The organism is Pseudoalteromonas sp. 0802, assembly GCF_013350085.1.
In the GTDB taxonomy this organism is placed as follows: Bacteria; Pseudomonadota; Gammaproteobacteria; order Enterobacterales; family Alteromonadaceae; genus Pseudoalteromonas.
On the sequence record NZ_JABVXE010000001.1, the window covers coordinates 289,989 to 309,622 of the forward strand.

Below are 19,634 nucleotides of genomic sequence, written 5' to 3' on the forward strand. Positions count from 1 at the left end.
ATTACATGTGATGCATTGTAGGCATCACCACTGTATTAAGGATTTATAATGCCAGTTATTACCCTCCCTGACGGCAGTCAGCGTAGTTTTGAAAACCCAGTAAGTACATATGACGTAGCGAGCGATATCGGTCCAGGTCTTGCCAAGGCAACGATTGCAGGCCGTGTTAATGGTACTCGTGTTGATGCATGTGACTTAATCACTGAAGATGCGCGTTTAGAAATTATCACAGCAAAAGATGATGATGGTTTAGAGATTATCCGTCACTCATGTGCGCACCTTATTGGTCATGCAGTTAAGCAGCTTTTCCCTGAAGCAAAAATGGCAATCGGTCCGACCATCGATAACGGTTTCTATTACGATATCGATATGGAACACTCTTTAAGCCAAGATGATTTAGATGCTATCGAAAAGCGTATGCTTGAGCTTGCTAAAACAAACTACGACGTTGTTAAAAAGACCGTAAGCTGGCAAGAAGCACGCGATACTTTTGAAGCGCGTGGTGAAACCTATAAAATGGAAATTCTAGACGAGAACATCGCGAAAGATGATCGTCCAGGCTTATACCATCACGAAGAATACATCGACATGTGTCGTGGTCCACACGTTCCAAACATGAAATTCTGTCAACATTTCAAAATCATGAAAGTGGCAGGTGCTTATTGGCGCGGTGATTCTGAAAACAAGATGCTGCAACGTATCTACGGCACTGCATGGGCAGATAAAAAGCAACTTAAAGCGTATTTAAAACGCTTAGAAGAAGCTGAAAAACGTGATCACCGTCGTATTGGTAAAGCGCTTGATTTATGGCACTGGCAAGAAGAAGCGCCAGGCATGGTGTTTTGGCACAATGATGGCTGGAGCATTTACCGTGAACTAGAAGACTTTGTTCGTGAAAAATTACGTGAGTACGATTACGAAGAAGTTAAAGGCCCATTAATGATGGACCGTGGTTTATGGGAAAAATCAGGTCACTGGGACAAATACGCAGATGCGATGTTCACAACTGAGTCTGAAAAGCGTGAATACGCAATCAAACCAATGAACTGTCCGGGTCACGTACAAATCTTTAACCAAGGTTTAAAATCATACCGTGATCTTCCATTACGTATGGCTGAGTTTGGTTGTTGTCACCGTAACGAACCATCAGGTGCATTACACGGCTTAATGCGTGTACGTGGCTTTACTCAAGATGATGCGCATATCTTCTGTACTGAAGAGCAAATCATGGATGAAGTTTCTGCATGTATCAAAATGGTTTACGACACATACGAAACGTTTGGTTTTGAGAAGATCGTTGTAAAACTGTCTACTCGTCCAGAAAAGCGTATCGGTGAAGATGAAATGTGGGATAAAGCTGAGCTTGCGCTAGCTGATGCATTAAAAGCAAACGACATTGAGTTTGATTACCTACCAGGTGAAGGTGCATTCTACGGTCCTAAGATTGAGTTTACACTCTATGACTGTTTAGACCGTGCATGGCAATGTGGTACTGTACAGCTAGACTTCGCATTACCAGGTCGTTTAGGTGCAACTTATGTTGCTGAAAATAACGAACGTCGTACACCAGTTATGATCCACCGCGCGATTTTAGGTTCAATTGAGCGTTTCATCGGTATTTTAACTGAAGAATACGCTGGCTTGTTCCCAACGTGGCTTGCTCCTAAGCAAGTTGTGATCATGAACATCACGGACAAACAAGCAGATTATGTGCAAGAAATTGTACAAAAATTAAATAAACTTGGAATTAGAGCCGCTGCTGACTTGAGAAATGAGAAGATTGGCTTTAAAATCCGTGAACATACGTTAAAACGTATTCCATATTTACTTGTTGTTGGCGATAAAGAAGTTGAACAACAAGAAGTGGCAGTACGCACTCGCACAGGTGAAGACCTAGGCAAATTTAGTGTTGATGATTTCGTTGCTAAAGTAAGCGAAGAAATTAAAAATCGACAATAAATCATGAGCGTGTAGGGCAAAACAAACAGCCAACTACACGCTTTTTATTTTATATTCTTGGAGGATCGTACCATTAGAGGCGGCAAGAAAGGGCAACAAACAGCTCAAAAAAATCGTATCAACGAAGATATTACAGCTAAAGAAGTTCGTTTAATTGGCATCGACGGCGAGCAAGCTGGCATCGTGTCATTAAAAGAGGCGCAAGCTATCGCTGATGATGCGGGTGTAGATCTTGTAGAAATCAGTCCTAATGCTGAGCCACCTGTTTGTAAGGTTATGGACTACGGTAAGTTCATCTTTGAAAAAAGCAAAGAACTAAAAGAACAAAAGAAAAAGCAAAAGCAAATCCAGGTTAAAGAAATCAAATTCCGTCCAGGTACGGATGAAGGTGACTACCAGGTTAAGCTACGCAACTTACGCAAGTTCTTAGAAGCGGGTGATAAAGCTAAAATCACTATCCGTTTCCGTGGTCGTGAAATGGCTCACCAAGAAATTGGTATCGAATTATTAAACCGTGTTAAAGCCGATTTAGAAGATGTTTCACAAGTTGAATCATTCCCAAATCGTGTTGAAGGTCGCCAGATGGTTATGATGATGGCACCTATTGCTAAAAAGCAATAAACAGGGTATATTACGCACCGATTTTATTTCAGGTCTGCAAGTAACAGTTTACTGTTCACCTGAAATAACCGGTTATAAGTAAGGTTGCACTGCTTTTGTAGTGAACCTTCACCGGATTATGGCAGTAAGTTAGGCCTTAAAAGTAGAGCTATTTTTATATCTCTCGCCTGCTTGCTAATTTTTAAGCAATACATTTGGAGTTATTGCAATGGCTTACAAGCTAAAAACTCACAGAGGCGCGGCTAAGCGTTTCAAGAAAACTGCTTCTGGCGGTTTCAAGCGTAAACAAGCGCATCTTCGTCACATTCTGACTAAGAAAACTTCTAAGCGTAAATTACACTTACGTCCTAAGATGATGGTTCATAAGAATGACCATGGTCTAGTTTCACGTATGTTACCATTCGCTTAATAGGAGTCTTCAGAAATGGCAAGAGTTAAACGCGGTGTTATCGCACGTGCACGTCACAAAAAAGTTTTAAAGCAAGCTAAAGGTTACTACGGAGCACGTTCACGTGTTTACCGCGTAGCTTTCCAGGCAGTTACTAAAGCGGGTCAATACGCTTACCGTGACCGTCGTGCTAAGAAACGTACTTTCCGTCAACTTTGGATTGCACGTATCAATGCAGCAGCTCGTCAAAACGGTCTTTCATACAGCCGTTTTATCAATGGTCTTAAAAAGACTTCTGTAGAAATCGATCGTAAGATCCTTGCAGATATCGCTGTTTATGACCAAGTTGCATTCGCAGCGCTTGTTGCAAAAGCAAAAGAAGGCCTAGCGGCTTAATTTCGCTTTTCATAAAGTTTAAAAAGGAGCCTTGTGCTCCTTTTTTTGATCTTAATTAATATTCATAACTAACAACGATTTTGCATAGCGTATGTCGTTTGCTCCATTTTTTTGTTGAATCACCGCAGTTTACGCAATCCATTCAGATTAGTTGTTATAATTTCCCCAATATAGAATAAGTACCGCACTTGAGAGTGATATGTTTGCGAGTTTAGTGTTTTTATCTGCTGCAGTAACTTTAGACAGCCACTTACCCCCACTGTTGCCATGGCAAGGCGATAGTGTGTCTTTAATGCAAGAAAAAGGACCTTTAACCACAGATTTTGAATTAAGCGAAGGCACTTTATCGCCTGATTATGCAGACACTATGGCTTTCGTAGATCGCCTTGTTGCCGCAAACCCAACACAATTCAAAGTAACGACTATTGCGACAAGCAGCGCGGGTCGTGCGGTTAAGATGTTAGTGGCGAATGAGCAAGGTTTGTTTGATGCCAAACAACTTGTTGCTGATACAAAACCAACCATCTTTATTCAAGCAGGTATTCACAGTGGTGAAATTGATGGCAAAGACGCCATGTTTATGTTGCTACGCGATATTGCAACAGGTAAACGCCGCGATATTCTCAGCAAAGTCAATATTCTGTTTATTCCTATTTTAAACGTTGATGGTCACGAGCGTAGTAGCCAATACAACCGTATTAATCAGCGTGGTCCAGTAGAAATGGGCTTTAGAACGAATGGTCTAAATTTAAATTTAAATCGTGATTACACTAAGCTTGATACACCCGAAGTACGCGGTGTAATGCAGGTTATTAATCAATTTAAGCCAGACTTATACGTGGATGTCCATGTAACAGATGGTGCTGATTACCAATATGATGTTACCTACGGCTATAATCCGGTTTTTTCAAGTGAATCACCAAGTGTGTCACAAGCGTTAGATAATCTGTTTAAACCTGTTATTGATGCCAAACTCGAAAAAGCAGGGCATATTCCTGGTCCACTGGTTTTTGTAATGGACAAGCGCGAATTTAAAAAAGGTTTAGCTGGTTGGGTGGCAACACCACGTTTTTCAAATGGTTGGGGTGATTTACGGTCATTACCAACAATATTAGTTGAGAACCACTCTTTAAAACCTTATAAGCAGCGCGTATTAGGTACTTATGTATTTATTGATGGTGCTATTGACGCTTTAGCTGCAAACGATAAAGCCCTTAATGAAGCGGTTCAAAAAGAGCTCGATTTCAAACCGACACAATTAGTTGTTGAACGCGGTTATGCTAAAGAGCCAGATACCATAGAATTTAAAGGGATCGCTTATTCAAGAACTGAAAGCGCATTGTCAGGGCAACCTGAAGTTAAATATTTAGGTGAGGCTAAAAACTATGACGCATTACCGGTTTTTTGGCAAAAAGAAGTTAAAAAGACCGTTAACGTTCCTGCTGCGTTTTATATTCCGCCAGCGTACAGCCAATTGGTAAGTAAGCTTAAATTACACGGCGTAGAGGTAACGACACTTAATGAAACTGTTTCTGAGCCATTAACCCAAGCAAGCGTTGCTGATTATTCATTTGAAAAAGCACCTTTTGAAGGACGTTTTCGTGTAGAGGCGACATTTGATTACAACACCGTAGAAAATGTCGATATGACCGGCTGGTACAAAGTCTCAACTGAGCAGCCATACTCAGAACTGGCTACACACTTACTACACCCAGAAGCGCCAGATTCATTCTTTGCTTGGGGCGAGTTTAATACTATTTTTCAGCGTACTGAATACGTTGAGAATTACGCTTTAATGCCGTATGCACGTCAAATGCTAAAAGAAAAACCTGCATTGGCTTTAGAGTTCGATAAAAAAATTCGTGAAGATAAAAGCTTTGCAAAGGATGCTGATGCGCGCTTGCATTGGCTTTATGAGCGTACACCGTTTTATGATCAAGGCTATTTAAAATACCCCATTTTAATGGCGTTTGAGCAGTTACAAAAAGGACAATAACATGAAAGTGAAAGCTGTTCCTGTTACTGGCTTTGCGCAAAATTGCCGCATTATTATTTGTGAGCAAACGAATAAAGCGGCCTTGGTTGACCCAGGTGGCGATGCAGACAAACTTCAAGCAGAACTTGCTGCTTTAAATTGCCAATTAGAGGCAATTTATTTAACACATGGCCACTTAGACCACGTGGGTGCTGCAAAGCAACTCGCAGAGCATTTTAGCGTTGATATCATTGGCCCACATTTAGATGATAAATTTTGGTTTGATGCCTTGCCAATGCAAGCGCAAATGTTTGGTTTTGCACCAATTACACCATTTTATCCAACGAAGTGGCTAAATCATGGCGATACAATCACAGTGGGTGAACTTGAATTATCTGTACGCCATTGCCCAGGGCATACGCCTGGTCATGTTGTTTTTTATCACCAAGGTTCAGAACAGCTGATTGTGGGGGACGTGATTTTCCAAGGCTCTGTCGGTCGTACTGACTTCCCGAAAGGGGATAGTGCGCAATTAATCGAATCAATTAAGTCTGAGATTTTATCATTCTCTGATGAAGTTGCTATTTTGCCAGGCCACGGTCCGAATACCACCGTAGGGCATGAGCGAAAAACCAATCCATTTATTAGCGGACGTTTTGGTTAATGCCAACGCGTAACAATAGCTTAGTAGTTTGTAAGTGGATCAGTATAAAATTGCAATTTTTTTGCATAAATAGTAGAAAATAGGCAGACTGATTTTTAAATCAGTTATATAATTTAACCAGTATTTTTACAGAAAAAGAAATAAAATGTCTCTGAACCAAGTAGATCGCCAAATTTTGGCATTATTACAGCAGGATGCTAGCTTATCTACGGCAGAAATTGCCGATAAAGTTGGTTTATCTCAATCTCCATGTTGGCGTCGTATTGCTAAGCTTGAGCAAGATGGCTATATCAAAGGTAAAGTTGCTTTGCTTGACGAGAAAAAGCTTGGCTTTGATATGTTAGTTTATGCCCATGTTCGTCTATCTAACCACGGTAGAACGAATCTAGCTGAGTTTGAGCGTTTAATTATGAGCTATGATGAAGTAACGGAGTGTTACAGCATGGCGGGTACCATGGACTTCATGCTTCGAATTATTTCTAAAGGTATTGAAGGTTATGAGCAGTTTGTTCGTGATAACCTACTAAACCTTGAGTTTGTTCAAGAAGTTCACTCAAATGTGACCATGACATGCGTTAAGCGTAGTACGTCTTTACCTCTTTAATCTTTTTCTACTACGTTTTATTTTTTCGAAAACGGTTAGTGCTTTTAGGTACTAGCCGTTTTGTTGTTAATAATTGTTAACTTTTGCGGATTTTGCTAGAATTCTGCGCCTTGCCGAAATGCATTCACTATAAAGAGGATCTTAATGTTTAACTTACTCAGCAAAGCCCCAAGCTCTGCTAAAAACGATATTCTATCAGGCCTGACCGTTGCGTTGGCATTGGTACCAGAAGCGGTTGCGTTTGCTTTTGTTGCTAATGTTGAGCCTTTGGTTGGTTTATATGCCGCATTTATTGTTGGCTTAATTACGGCTATTTTTGGTGGTCGTCCAGGTATGATTTCTGGTGCTACCGGTGCACTAGCCGTTGTAATGGTAAGTTTAGTTTTAGATCATGGTGTAGAGTATTTATTTGCTACCGTCTTATTGATGGGGATACTGCAAGTACTCGCAGGTATCTTCAAGCTCGGCAAGTTTATTCGCATGGTTCCGCACCCAGTAATGCTGGGCTTTGTAAATGGTCTTGCGATTGTTATTTTCTTAGCTCAACTTGGGCAATTTAAAGTACCAGACGGTATGGGCGGCCAACAGTGGATGGAAGGGCAAGCACTTTATATTATGCTTGGCTTAGTAGCGTTAACTATGGCTATTATTCATTTCTTACCTAAGCTAACCACTGCTGTACCTTCATCGTTAGCTGCCATTGTTACTGTAACAGCGATTGTGATTGGTTTTGATTTAGAAGCGCGCACTGTACTTGATTTCTTAAAAGGAATGACAGGTAATGAGCAGGCAACGATTGCCGGTGGCTTGCCGGAGTTCCATATTCCTATGGTGCCATTTAATCTTGAAACATTAAAAATTATCTTCCCTTACGCTTTAGTTTTAGCGGCGATTGGTTTAATTGAATCGTTATTAACACTGACCTTAATTGACGAAATTACTGAAACCCGTGGTCACAGTAATAAAGAGTGTATTGGTCAAGGCGCTGCAAATATTACCTGTGGTTTCTTTGGTGCAATGGGTGGTTGTGCGATGATTGGTCAATCTATGATCAATATTAATTCAGGTGGTCGCTCACGTTTATCTGGTATTAGTGCCGCAATAATACTGCTAGCATTCATCATTTTTGCAGCCAGCCTCATTGAAATGATCCCACTGGCTGCCTTAGTTGGCGTTATGTTTATGGTTGTTCTTGGTACCTTCGAGTGGGCAAGCTTCAAGATGATGAAGCGTGTACCTAAGTCTGATGCTTTTGTTATCGTACTTGTTTCAGGTGTAACCGTAGTAACAGATCTTGCGATCGCGGTATGTGTGGGTGTGATTGTTTCGGCTTTAGTTTTTGCTTGGCAGCATGCTAAACACATTTACACAAGCAATTACATCGATGAGCAAGGCTCTAAAGTGTATGAGCTTCATGGTCCTTTATTCTTTGGTTCGGTTAAGAACTTTGGTGAGTTATTTGATGTTAAAAATGACCCAGAAGACGTGATCATTGAATTCAAACATAGCCGTGTTGCTGATCACAGTGCGATTGAAGCGATTGACAGTCTCGCAGACAAATACGCAAAAGTGGGTAAGAAACTGCATTTACGTCATTTAAGCCCTGATTGTATTCAACTTTTACACAATGCGCGTGATTTAGTTGAAGTCAATGTGATTGAAGATCCAAATTATAAAGTGGCTTCAGATAAACTAGCTTAAAAATAAAGCAGAGAAAAAGCGAAGGCTGTTGTGGTCTTCGCTTTTTTAATGTCTGAAGAATGCGGTAAGGCTATAAAAAATTAAGATAGGCGGCAGTGCTTTGTTCTCGTGACTATCGGTATAATAAAAATAATTATGAAAGGTAATCTGATATTTTGAATTGGCAATCATTAGTTGATAATCGACAACGCTTTTTCTGGGTTTTGCAAATTGCAGGCTGGATAGGTTATGCGTTAGTTAATTATATCGGCTCAAAAGTCTTTGAAATGCGTGATATTTACGTATTTGTTATTGTATTAAACGCTTATGCAGGCTGTTTAATGACAGTACCTTTACGTTATATGTATCGTAAAGTTTGGAATGCCTCACCTTGGGTATTAATGCTTGTCGTTTTTGGTGCTTCCTATGTCACAGGCACATTATGGGCCGTTGTACAAAAATTTAATTTATGGGAAATCTACCGTCACGGTTACCGTCCAAATGAATGGTTTTATTACTTTCAACAAGGTTTAGATTCGGTTTATATCATCCTTTGTTGGAGTGGTTTGTATTTTGGTATTAAGTATTACCAGCTATTGCAAAGTGAGCGACAAAAGGCTCTAAAAGCAACCACTATGGCTCACGAAGCTCAGCTGAAAATGCTGCGCTATCAACTTAATCCGCATTTCTTATTTAATACCCTAAATGCAATCTCAACCTTAATTTTGGTAAAAGAGAACAAAGATGCAAATTTAATGGTGTCAAAATTGAGTGACTTCTTACGATACACACTCAATACCGACCCAATAAAAAAGGTGCCATTAGAGCAAGAAATTCATGCCCTCATGCTGTACTTAGAAATTGAAAAAGTACGCTTTGATGAACGTTTACAAGTTAATGTAGATGTAAGCGAGCAGGCAAAAGAAGCCTTGGTACCAAGCTTGATCCTCCAACCTATTATCGAAAACTCGATAAAGTATGCGATAGCGCAACTAAATGAGGGTGGTGTGATTGATATTAAAGCACAAGTTTTTGCAAATGAACTATTATTGGAAGTAGGCGATAATGGTCCTGGCACTGAGCTTAAAAATGGCCAGCTGGTTAATTCTCAAGGCGTTGGCATAGCTAATACACAGGACCGCTTAAAAACACTTTATGAGAACAACTACTCGTTTGTTCTCTCTGACAATACGCCAAGTGGATTAAAAGTTAATCTGCGCGTTCCGTTTGAAAAGGCTGTTAAGAAATGAGCAAAATTAGAACTTTGATCGTTGATGATGAACCGCTAGCAAGAAAAGGCTTAGCAGTTCGACTTTCTGAGTTTGACGATTTAGAAGTCATTCGTTTATGTAGCAATGGTCAAGAGGCAATTGATGAATGCTTATCGGGCAATATTCAATTGGTTTTCTTAGATATTCAAATGCCAAATATGAACGGTTTTGAAGTTGCAAGAGCACTTAGCGAGAGCGTTAATCCATTACCCGCTATTGTGTTTGTCACGGCTTTTGACCAGTTTGCAGTTAAAGCATTCGAGATTCATGCGTTGGATTATATTCTTAAACCAGTCGATGACAACAGACTAAAACAGGCGGTAGAAAAAGTGCATACCTATTTAAAAACGCAACAAGATAACGCCCATAAGAAAAAACTAGCGAGCTTTGTTGCAGGTATTACAGGCAATAATTGCGAAGAAATTTTAAAGAAGTTAGCAACGGGCGATAGCCTTGCTGATCGTCGTTACCCAGAATCATTAGCAGTAAAAGAGCAGGGCGAAATTGTTCGTGTGCCAGTCATTACGATTCAATGGGTTGATGCGGCTGGTGATTATATGTGCCTTCATTGCCAAGATGGGCAAACGCATATCCTTCGTAAAACAATGAAAGAGCTTGAACAAGAGCTTGATCCACAACTATTTGTGCGAGTTCATCGCAGTGCCATTGTTAATACTAAGCAAATTAGCAAACTTGTAACTCAAGTAAGCGGTGAATACCTATTAGTGTTAGATAACGGCCAAGAACTAAAAGTAAGCCGTAGCTATCGCGATAAAGTAAAAGCAGCGCTCGCGAGCTAATAGTTGTCCAAAATTTAATAAGTTAAAAACAAAAAAGGCGCAATAAATTGCGCCTTTTTTATTGAAAATTTGTAACAGATTAAACAGTTACAATCTTCATTGTGTTTGTTGCACCAATCGTTTCCATTGCATCACCGTGAGTTAAAATCACAGTATCACCAGCTACTAGTGAGCCTTGCTCAACAAGTGTGTTTAATGCATCACGTACCATGCTTTCATCTTCACATTTCGTCGAATCGAAAAATACTGGATAAACACCACGGTAAAGTGCTGTTTGGCCCAGTGTGCTTGGATGACGTGATAATGAATAAATTGGTAAACCAGAGCTGATGCGCGACATCAATTTAGCTGTACTACCTGATTCAGTCAGAGTCACAATAGCTTTAACAGAATCTAAGTGGTTAGCAGCATACATCGCAGATAATGCAATTGATTCAGCATTTGATGAAAAACGGCTGTCTAAACGGTGCTTAGAAACGTGAGTTTCTTTTTGTGATTCAGCACCTAAACAAACGCGAGCCATAGTCGCTACTGTTTCTTCAGGGTAATCACCAGCGGCTGTTTCTGCAGATAACATAACTGCATCAGTACCATCTAATACGGCGTTTGCTACGTCCATAACCTCTGCACGTGTTGGCATAGGGTTATCGATCATAGACTCCATCATTTGTGTTGCAGTAACAACAGTACGGTTAAGTGAACGAGCACGGCTAATGATAAGCTTTTGCTTACCAACTAGGGCTGCATCACCAATTTCAACACCTAAGTCACCACGCGCAACCATTACAGCGTCAGAAGCAAGTACGATATCGTCAATTGCTTCAACGTTCTCAACTGCTTCTGCACGTTCGATTTTTGCTAATAGTTGTGCGTTTGAGCCAGCAGCTTCTGCTAAAGAGCGAACATAACGCATGTCATCACCACTGCGTGGGAATGAAACAGCAATATAATCAACACCAATCTCAGTAGCAGTGATTAAATCTTCTTTATCTTTATCAGTGAAAGCAGGGGCTGTTAAACCACCGCCTAAACGGTTGATACCTTTGTTATTTGAAAGTACACCGCCGACTGTAACAGTCGTGTGCACTAGGTCACCGTCAACGCTATCTACTGTTAATTGAATTAAACCGTCGTTTAATAACAATAAGTCGCCTGTTTTAACGTCGTTAGGTAGCTCTTTATAGTCGATACCTACCGCATTAACGTCGCCTTGGCCTTTTTCCATTTTTGCATCAAGGGTAAATTTTGCGCCAACTTCTAGGTTTACTTTACCGTCTTTAAACGTTGATACACGAATTTTAGGACCTTGTAAGTCTGCAAGGATAGCAACGTGATTGCCTAAACGCTTAGCAATGCTGCGTACCGCTTCTGCGCGGTCTTTGTGATCTTGTGCTACGCCATGTGAGAAGTTCAAACGAACCACATTTGCACCTGCACGAATAATTTTTTCTAGGTTGTTATCGCGATCGGTTGCCGGTCCAAGGGTCGCAACAATTTTTGTGCGTCTTAGCATCAAATTCTCCTGTGCGCTCAAATATATTAAGCGAATTGATGGTTATCTATTAAAATGTCGTGCTATAAACCTTTAATATAGGCTTATACATAAGCACAATGTAGAACTCATAAGTAAAAAATGATTGTTTTTACTTATGAGAATCTGGCTCTTTGTATTAATTATAGAGTATACAAAGGGTGAATGACGTTATTATGACACCGGTGTCAGGTAGCGTCAATACACATACCTTTTTAAAGGGTATTATAAAAATCTGGTCCGATGCCTTGGTTATTTTGATATAATGGGGGCAACGTCGCTTCATGATTTCGATGATTTATCTCAAGTTGGCTGTCAAGCTCGCATTTTTGGGCTGCTTGGGTATAATGCGCGCGTAATTATTTTGATTAACTAACCAATAGTTGTTACCGAGGAGGACACTAAATGCAAGTTGCATTAGTAGGGTTAGGCGTTATGGGTAAAAATCTTGCCCTCAACCTGATTGAAAAAGGGCTGACATTAGTAGCTTATGATAAAAACCCAGATGCGGGTGCCGAGTTACTAAGCTGTGCGAAAGCACTAGGTTTGGCAGACCGTTTACATATTGTGTCTGATTTAAATGATATGGTTAGACGCTTAGAGCCGCCTCGTTCGATTCTTCTTTTAGTTCCTGCTGGTGAATTGGTTGATAAAGTATGTACAGAGCTTGCAGAAGCAGGTGTTGACTGTGATGACATTATCGTAGATTGCGGCAACAGTAACTACAAAGATGGCATTAGCCGTAAACTTAAATATCAAAACAAATTTGAATTTGCCACTATGGGTATTTCTGGCGGTGCAGAAGGCGCACGTCACGGTCCTGCAATGATGGCAAGTGGTTCAGAAGGCGGCTGGGAGCGAGTTGAGCCGTGGTTTGAAAAAGTAGCGGCAAGCTACAAAGGTGAGTCGTGTTTTGCTCGTGTAGGCCAATCTGCAAGTGGTCACTTTGTAAAAATGGTTCATAACGGTATCGAATATGCGTTAATGCAATTAATTGCAGAAATGTATCAATTATTACGTTTAGGTACTAATCGTTCACCAAAAGAAGTGGCTGACATTTTCAATGAATGGTCTGAAGGCACTTTAAATAGCTACTTACTGTCAATTTCAAGCCATATCTTGAGCCTTGAAACGACAGAAGGCGAGCCGCTAGTTGATTTAATCGACAATAAAGTTGGCGCGAAAGGCACGGGTTTATGGACTGCACAAAATGCCTTAGAGCTTGGTATTGCAGTACCATCACTAGTCGCAGCTGTTCAAGCACGTCACTTAACTAATACCTGTGATACGCATGCTGCTAAAGAAATGACTTACGCTGCTAAAGCAACTGATACCGTTGATTTAGACTTAGCAGAGCTAAAAGACGCGTTCACATTGGCTAGTTTACTTGCTTACCGTCAAGGTTTAGCCCTTATCAAAGGTGCGTCTCGTGCGCATCAGTGGAAAGTTGATCTTTCTAAAACGCTACAAACGTGGCGCGCAGGTTGTATCATCCGTGCTGATTACTTAGACAATGTAGCTGAAGGTGTAGAATTTATTGATTCTATGCAGCGTGAATCAGCAGCATTACGTAAGGTAACGGGTGCAGCAGTTTCATCTGGTCTTGCTTTCCCAGTGTTAACAGCAACGCAAACTTACATTGCGACGTTAACAACCCCAAGTAATGGTCATCTAGTTCAAGCACAACGTGACTATTTCGGTGAACATGGTATTAAAACTCACAGTGGTGAGATTTGCCATTTAACAGACTTAGTTGAGATTGACGAAAAAGTTCGTTAATTATCAAAAAGCATAAAAAAGGCACCAATTGGTGCCTTTTTTGTATTTGCTGCATTAACGACTTAGCTCACCGCGCAGGTTGTCTTGCATCAAGTGACGAATTGTTTCTACTTCAAGCTTTTGACTAAATAAGTAGTGTAACTTGGTCAAACAGGCTTCTAATGTCATATCGTAGCCACTGATCACACCACAATTTAATAAGGCATTACCGGTTGCATAACCGCCCATATTAACTTGGCCTTTTAAGCACTGTGTTAGATTAACAATCACCATACCGCGTTTACTTGCATCATTAAGAATGTCTAAGAACGCCGGATCTTGCGGGGCATTACCGACGCCAAAACTTAATAAAACAAGTGCTTTGATGTCGTCATTAACTAAACTTTTAACCACTTTTGGACTGATCCCAGGGTAAAGATAAAGCACACCAATTGGCTGTGGTGTGATATTTGACACCTGTAGTTCGTTATCAACGTAAGGGCTTAGTTGCCCTTTGATCAGTTGAATATTAATTCCAGACAGTGCTAAGGGTTCAAGGTTCGGTGATGCAAAGGCATCAAAGCCATCAGCATGGGCTTTTGTTGCACGGTTACCACGGAACAACTGGTTATTAAAAAACAGGCTTACTTCAGCAATAGGGTAATTAGCGGCTAAATACATGGCATTAAGTAAGTTTACTTGGCCATCAGAACGAAGTTGCGACAATGGAATTTGTGAGCCTGTCACAATTACAGGTTTTGTTAGGTTTTCGAACATGAAAGACAAAGCAGAAGCTGTGTAGGCCATAGTATCGGTACCATGCAAAACCACAAAACCATCATAGTCTTGGTATTTACTCTTAATATCGTCAGCAATTAATTGCCAGTGGGCAGGGGACATATCTGAAGAATCAATGAGCGGGCAATATTCGTGAATATCAAACAAAGGCATTTCATCACGATTAAACTCTGCATTATTGACCACTGTTTCGGTTAAAAAACCTTCTGCCGGAACATAGCCGCGGCTCGATTTTTTCATACCGATAGTACCACCCGTATAGGCGATATATATACGTTTACGTTTCATAAAAAAAGCCCAGTTAAATAACTGGGCTTAGTATACCTAAAATCGCTTAGCTAAGTAACTTATTGAATTACATTACACACTAAACAACGAGCGTAAACGCCTTGTGGATCGTTGTAATCTTTTAGGTTATCAATTTCACTACTTAACTGATTAATAAGGCTTTGTAAGTTGGCTTGTGTTGCTAGTACTGATTGTGATGAATCAGACTTAGCAAAGAAGCTCTTAACAGCCGCTGTACCAAAGATATCTTGTAGCATTTGCTCTTGTGGTGTAAGCGATTGCTTGATGGTTTTAACATCATAATGATTAAGCTTAGCAAGCTCAGCTGCTGCCTTAATTGCATCTTGCTTATCGCCAAGTTTATCAACTAAACCCAGCTCTTTTGCTTGAGTTGCAATCCATACACGGCCTTGGGCAATTTTATCAACTTGCTCAGGGGTCATGTTACGCGCTTCAGCCACTACATTTAAAAAACGTTTGTATGCATTTTCAACGCTCATTTGAATGATATCTGACATCTTCTCATCAAGTGGGCGTGCAATAGAGAAGCCAGCAAGGTCTGTTGTAGCAACGCCATCTGAGTAAATACCTAATTCAGCCATTGTATTTTCAAATGTCATGAAAGTACCGAATACACCGATTGAACCTGTAATTGTGCTAGGGGCTGCCCAAATTTCATTGGCTGCAGATGCAATCCAGTAACCACCAGATGCTGCCACTGAGCTCATTGAAGCGATAACCGGTTTACCCGCTGCTTTAAGAGCTAATACTTCAGCACGAATAACTTCAGAAGCAAACATACTACCACCACCTGAATCGATACGTAGTACTACGGCTTTCACTTTATCGTCAAGACGCGCTTTGCGAAGTAGGGCTGCTGTAGAGTCACCACCAATTTCACCTGCTTTACGCTCGCCATCAACAATAGTGCCTTTCGCAACAACCACAGCTACTTTTTCAGTGATTGGGTTATCGAACTCAACAGGTGGTTTTACCAGCGATAAATACTCACGGAAGCTTACTTGCTTAAAGGTTTTGCCTGTTTCTTCTGCACCAACTAACTCAATAAGCTGTTGGCGAATTTGTTGTGAGGTTTTTAAAGAATCAACCCACTGATTATTTAATGCGTACTGACCTGAGTTACCATCAACTGCTTGCATTTTTGCAAGATAAACATCCATATCTTCATCGAAATTGCTTTCATCGAATGGACGGCTTGCAGCAACGTCAGTTTTATACTCGTTCCAAAGTGCAGTTAACCAAACGCTATTCGCTTCTTTTGCCGCATCTGACATGTCATTACGAATAAATGGCTCAACCGCTGACTTGTAAGTACCCACACGGAAAATATGTTGAGTTACTTTTAATTTTTCAAGCGCATCTTTGAAGTAAAGCGGGAACATACCGTAGCCTTCAATGCTCACACCACCATAAGGGTGCATAGACACTTCATTAGCGTGTGCTGCAATATAGTATTGAGCTTGTGTATAGTAATAGCCCGTTGCAATAACTTGCTTGCCTGCTTCTTTAAAGGCATCAATTGCTTTAGTTATTTGTTTTAGCTTATTGATGTGTGCACTTGGCATTTTTTGTAGGTCAAGAAGCATCACACTGATGCGATCATCTTTAGTTGCTTGGTTGATCACTTCAACAACATCATCAAGAAGAATTTCTGATGGTGCTTCATTACCCATAGTTGCATCGTTGATTGCTGCTTCTACAGGATCAACATACGTTTTTTCTTCAACAATAGGGCCATTTAAGTTTAGGCGTAGCACGGTTCCGTCTGCTACTTTTACTTGGTCTTCTTCACCAGTGATAGCAACAAAGAAGAGTATCACTAGTAATAGAAATAATATGTTTAGGACCAAACGGCGGGAAAAATTAATCCCGGTCCAAATGCCTTTAAATATCTTTGCTAGCAAAATAAATCCTTAATTCAGTACAGCTTAATAGTGATCTCATCTTAGCTTAGAATAACTTTAAATTTAACTGTTAAATAGTAACAGAGTGTTTAAAACGACAATTTGCTACAGAATAATTACCGGTGAAAAGTTGATTATTCTAAGTTATTGCCGCAGAATCTATTTCAAATAGAGGTTCGACCAGTTAACGGGGCACACAATGTTAGAACAAAAATTACAATTACCGCATACCGAACTTCGTAATCGTTTGGTTATGGGTTCAATGCATACCGGCTTAGAAGAAGGCTGGCATAACCGTAAACGCTTACGTGCATTCTACGAAGCACGTGCCAAAGGCGGCACGGGTTTAATCATTACAGGTGGTTATAGCCCAAATATTCGTGGCAAGCTATCTCCGTTCGCATCAACATTTAACTCATTTTATGATGTGATCAAACACAAAGCATATACTGATGCAGTGCATCAGCATGGCGGAAAAATTTGCTTACAATTATTGCATGCAGGTCGCTATGCTTATCATCCATTCAATCAAGCGCCAAGCTCAATTCAAGCACCTATTAATCCGTATAAACCTAAAGAAATGTCGTTAGGTTCAATCAAAAAAACCATCAAAGACTTTGCTAACTCAGCAAAAATGGCTGAAAAAGCAGGTTATGATGGTGTTGAAATCATGGGTTCTGAAGGTTATTTGATTAATGAATTCATGGCTAACCACACTAATAAAAGAACAGACAACTATGGCGGTAGTTTAGAAAACCGCATGCGCTTGGCTGTTGATATTGTTAAAGCTGTACGCGCTAAAGTAAGTCAAAAGTTCATTATTGTATTTCGTTTGTCTGTGATGGATTTAATTCCTAATGGATCAACACCTGATGAAGTAAAACAACAAGCCCTAGCACTTGAACAAGCTGGCGTTGATATCTTTAACACCGGTATTGGTTGGCACGAAGCTCGTGTACCAACCATTGCCAGTATGGTACCACCAGGAGCATTTAAAGAAGCATCAAAACGCTTGAAAGAAACGGTATCAGTGCCAGTTATCGCGGTTAACCGTATTAACACTCCAGAAATTGCCAATGGAATTTTAGAAGCCGGCGAGTCTGATTTAATTTCGATGGCACGCCCTTTATTAGCAGACCCAGAATTTTTCAATAAATACGTTAATAATAAGTCTGAGCAAATCAATATTTGTATTGGTTGTAATCAGGGCTGCTTAGACCATGTGTTTAAAAACAAACGTGCCACCTGTTTGGTTAACCCACAAGCGGCTTTTGAGTTAGATTACAGCCTTGAAAAAGCACCATCGTCTCGATTAGTACTGGTTGTGGGTGCTGGCCCTGCTGGCCTTGCTGCAAGTTCTTACTTAGCAGCGAAAGGTCACAAAGTGACTTTAATTGAACGTAAAGAACAAATGGGTGGCCAATTTAATTTAGCCATGCAAGTGCCGGGTAAAGAAGACTTTAACCATACCCTTAACTACTTTACTAATGAATTAAAGCGTTTAAATGTCGATTTACAGCTCGGTACTGAATTTACTGACAAGATGCTCAATCAATACGATGATGTGGTGTTTGCAACAGGCGTACGTCCGCGTGAAGCCAAAATAGAATGCAGTGATGGCAAACGCGTATTCGCTTATGATGAAGTAATTCGTGGTGAAGTAGAACTCGGTGAGAAAATTGCGATTCTAGGTGCCGGTGGTATCGGTTTTGATATGGTTGCCTTTTTAAGTGAACACAAAGGCCAAACAATTGAGCAATTCAAAACTCAATGGGGTATTGAATGCGAAGCTGCGCCTGAAAAAGACAATCGTCAAATTTACATGCTTAAGCGAAGTGCAGGGCGTTTTGGTAGTGAACTTGGTAAAACAACGGGTTGGATCCACCGTCAAGTTGCCAAACAGCACGGTGTTAAACAAATCGCTGAGTGTCAATATCTAAGCTTTGATAAACAAGGTTTGAAGATAACGGTAAAAGGTGAAGAGCAAATCCTCGATGTTGATACCGTGATTGCTTGTATTGGTCAGGTGTCAAATACTGAAACGTTCGACAATCAAACCGAAAACGCTAAAGTACACGTTATTGGTGGCGCAAAACTAGCTGCCGCTATCGATGCTAAACGTGCAATTTTTGAAGCGTTACAAGTCGCTCGTAAAATTTAATTGAAAGTAAACTAGAAAACGTGCGGTCTATGTGATTAATCTATTTAGTCATGAGACCGCTATGTTGCACACACACCTAATACCCCTTTACCAACACACCTTTAAGAAACTGCATTTTTTAGATGGACTACCGAGTCTATTAATTCGCTTGATTTTAGCCCCAGTGATGATCATTGCCGGTTTTAATAAACTTGCTTTAAGCGGTGATGTTACTCACTTTTATCAATACTTTTTAGCATCTGAGGATATTGTTGCTTGGTTTGGAAATAGTGACTGGGGTTTAGGTCTACCCATGCCCTCTGTATTAGCCTTTTTAGCTGCATGGACTGAGTTTTTAGGGGGGATCTTTATATTATTGGGTTTATTTACTCGTTTAACAGCAATCCCTTTAATGATCACCATGCTGGTTGCAGCGACAACAGTACATGCCAGTAATGGCTGGTTTGCTGTAACACCTATCGATGCCAGTACCAGCCCTGCGAGAGTGCTGAATTGGCTAGCAATACCAGGAAGTGAAGCCAGTTTAGTTAATTCCAATGAAGCCAGTGAGAGATTAGCTAAAATGCGTGAATTGTTAGAGACGCATGGTTATACAGAATACCTCTATGGGAAAGGGAAGCCTGTAATATTAAATAATGGTATTGAGTTTTCCGCAATATACTTTGTTATGCTCTTAAGTTTATTTTTTGCAGGTGGCGGTCGTTACGTCAGTTTAGATTATTGGTTAACTAGAAAAGCATCTAATAGCTTTATTGCTAATAAAGATAAATGATAAGCTTGGGTTTTCTGCCCCGATTATTAAGGGGTGTCGTACT

Annotated in this window: 16 protein-coding genes; 13 read left to right on the top strand and 3 right to left on the bottom strand. The window is 40.4% G+C overall.

Annotated elements, in window-relative coordinates:
• Positions 1–48: 48 nt before the first annotated feature.
• The 10 genes from thrS to HUS61_RS01435 all read left to right on the top strand — a co-directional run bounded on the left by thrS (position 49) and on the right by HUS61_RS01435 (position 10,358).
• The gene (thrS, locus tag HUS61_RS01390) at positions 49–1,959 is read left to right on the top strand and encodes a threonine--tRNA ligase (protein ID WP_054561407.1); all 1,911 of its coding nucleotides are present in this window, start codon (positions 49–51) and stop codon (positions 1,957–1,959) included.
• A gap of 57 nt (positions 1,960–2,016) precedes the next feature.
• A complete protein-coding gene (infC, locus tag HUS61_RS01395; protein ID WP_082389338.1) occupies positions 2,017–2,580 on the top strand; it encodes a translation initiation factor IF-3 in 564 nt (187 codons plus the stop codon).
• A 208-nt stretch (positions 2,581–2,788) separates the two neighbouring features.
• On the top strand, positions 2,789–2,989 hold the full coding sequence (gene rpmI / locus HUS61_RS01400) for a 50S ribosomal protein L35 (RefSeq protein WP_054554888.1): 201 nt from the start codon (positions 2,789–2,791) through the stop codon (positions 2,987–2,989).
• A 15-nt stretch (positions 2,990–3,004) separates the two neighbouring features.
• Positions 3,005–3,364: a 50S ribosomal protein L20 gene (gene rplT / locus HUS61_RS01405; protein WP_036968189.1), complete on the top strand. Its 360-nt coding sequence runs from the start codon at positions 3,005–3,007 to the stop codon at positions 3,362–3,364.
• A gap of 199 nt (positions 3,365–3,563) precedes the next feature.
• Positions 3,564–5,360: a M14 family metallopeptidase gene (locus HUS61_RS01410; RefSeq protein ID WP_175081892.1), complete on the top strand. Its 1,797-nt coding sequence runs from the start codon at positions 3,564–3,566 to the stop codon at positions 5,358–5,360.
• A gap of 1 nt (position 5,361) precedes the next feature.
• Entirely contained in the window at positions 5,362–6,003 is a 642-nt protein-coding gene (locus HUS61_RS01415; RefSeq protein ID WP_175081893.1) for an MBL fold metallo-hydrolase, read from the top strand.
• Positions 6,004–6,148: 145 nt separating this feature from the next.
• Positions 6,149–6,607, top strand: a complete 459-nt coding sequence (locus HUS61_RS01420) for an Lrp/AsnC family transcriptional regulator (protein WP_036968198.1) — start codon at positions 6,149–6,151, stop codon at positions 6,605–6,607.
• Between the two features lie 144 nt (positions 6,608–6,751).
• On the top strand, positions 6,752–8,308 hold the full coding sequence (locus HUS61_RS01425; RefSeq protein WP_175078273.1) for a SulP family inorganic anion transporter: 1,557 nt from the start codon (positions 6,752–6,754) through the stop codon (positions 8,306–8,308).
• Positions 8,309–8,463: 155 nt separating this feature from the next.
• On the top strand, positions 8,464–9,537 hold the full coding sequence (locus tag HUS61_RS01430; RefSeq protein ID WP_054554884.1) for a sensor histidine kinase: 1,074 nt from the start codon (positions 8,464–8,466) through the stop codon (positions 9,535–9,537).
• Positions 9,534–10,358, top strand: coding sequence for a LytTR family DNA-binding domain-containing protein (locus HUS61_RS01435; protein ID WP_054554883.1), 825 nt, complete (start codon positions 9,534–9,536; stop codon positions 10,356–10,358). Before HUS61_RS01430 ends, HUS61_RS01435 begins: the two co-directional genes overlap by 4 nt.
• Before the next feature lie 79 nt (positions 10,359–10,437).
• Here the strand turns inward: HUS61_RS01435 and pyk are convergent, their stop codons facing one another.
• Positions 10,438–11,871 carry a pyruvate kinase gene (pyk, locus tag HUS61_RS01440; RefSeq protein WP_175081894.1) on the bottom strand — a complete coding sequence of 478 codons (1,434 nt, stop codon included), beginning with the start codon at positions 11,869–11,871 and terminating at the stop codon, positions 10,438–10,440.
• A 423-nt stretch (positions 11,872–12,294) separates the two neighbouring features.
• Here pyk and gndA point away from each other — a divergent pair, with 423 nt between their 5' ends.
• Positions 12,295–13,668, top strand: coding sequence for an NADP-dependent phosphogluconate dehydrogenase (gene gndA, locus HUS61_RS01445; protein ID WP_055022232.1), 1,374 nt, complete (start codon positions 12,295–12,297; stop codon positions 13,666–13,668).
• Positions 13,669–13,722: 54 nt separating this feature from the next.
• On the opposite strand, the gene ansA is transcribed toward gndA, so the two are convergent.
• Both ansA and sppA read right to left on the bottom strand, forming a co-directional pair.
• Complete coding sequence (ansA, locus tag HUS61_RS01450) at positions 13,723–14,733, bottom strand: asparaginase (protein ID WP_054561413.1); 1,011 nt, start codon at positions 14,731–14,733, stop codon at positions 13,723–13,725.
• Positions 14,734–14,792: 59 nt separating this feature from the next.
• Positions 14,793–16,658, bottom strand: a complete 1,866-nt coding sequence (sppA, locus tag HUS61_RS01455; RefSeq protein ID WP_175081895.1) for a signal peptide peptidase SppA — start codon at positions 16,656–16,658, stop codon at positions 14,793–14,795.
• Positions 16,659–16,857: 199 nt separating this feature from the next.
• On the opposite strand from sppA, the gene HUS61_RS01460 reads away from it, so the two are divergent.
• Together HUS61_RS01460 and HUS61_RS01465 are read left to right on the top strand one after the other, a co-directional pair.
• Positions 16,858–18,819 (top strand): FAD-dependent oxidoreductase, encoded by a 1,962-nt coding sequence (locus HUS61_RS01460; RefSeq protein ID WP_175081896.1) that lies wholly within the window; start codon positions 16,858–16,860, stop codon positions 18,817–18,819.
• A gap of 61 nt (positions 18,820–18,880) precedes the next feature.
• Positions 18,881–19,591 (top strand): DoxX family protein, encoded by a 711-nt coding sequence (locus HUS61_RS01465; RefSeq protein WP_175081897.1) that lies wholly within the window; start codon positions 18,881–18,883, stop codon positions 19,589–19,591.
• The last annotated feature ends 43 nt before the right edge of the window (positions 19,592–19,634 follow it).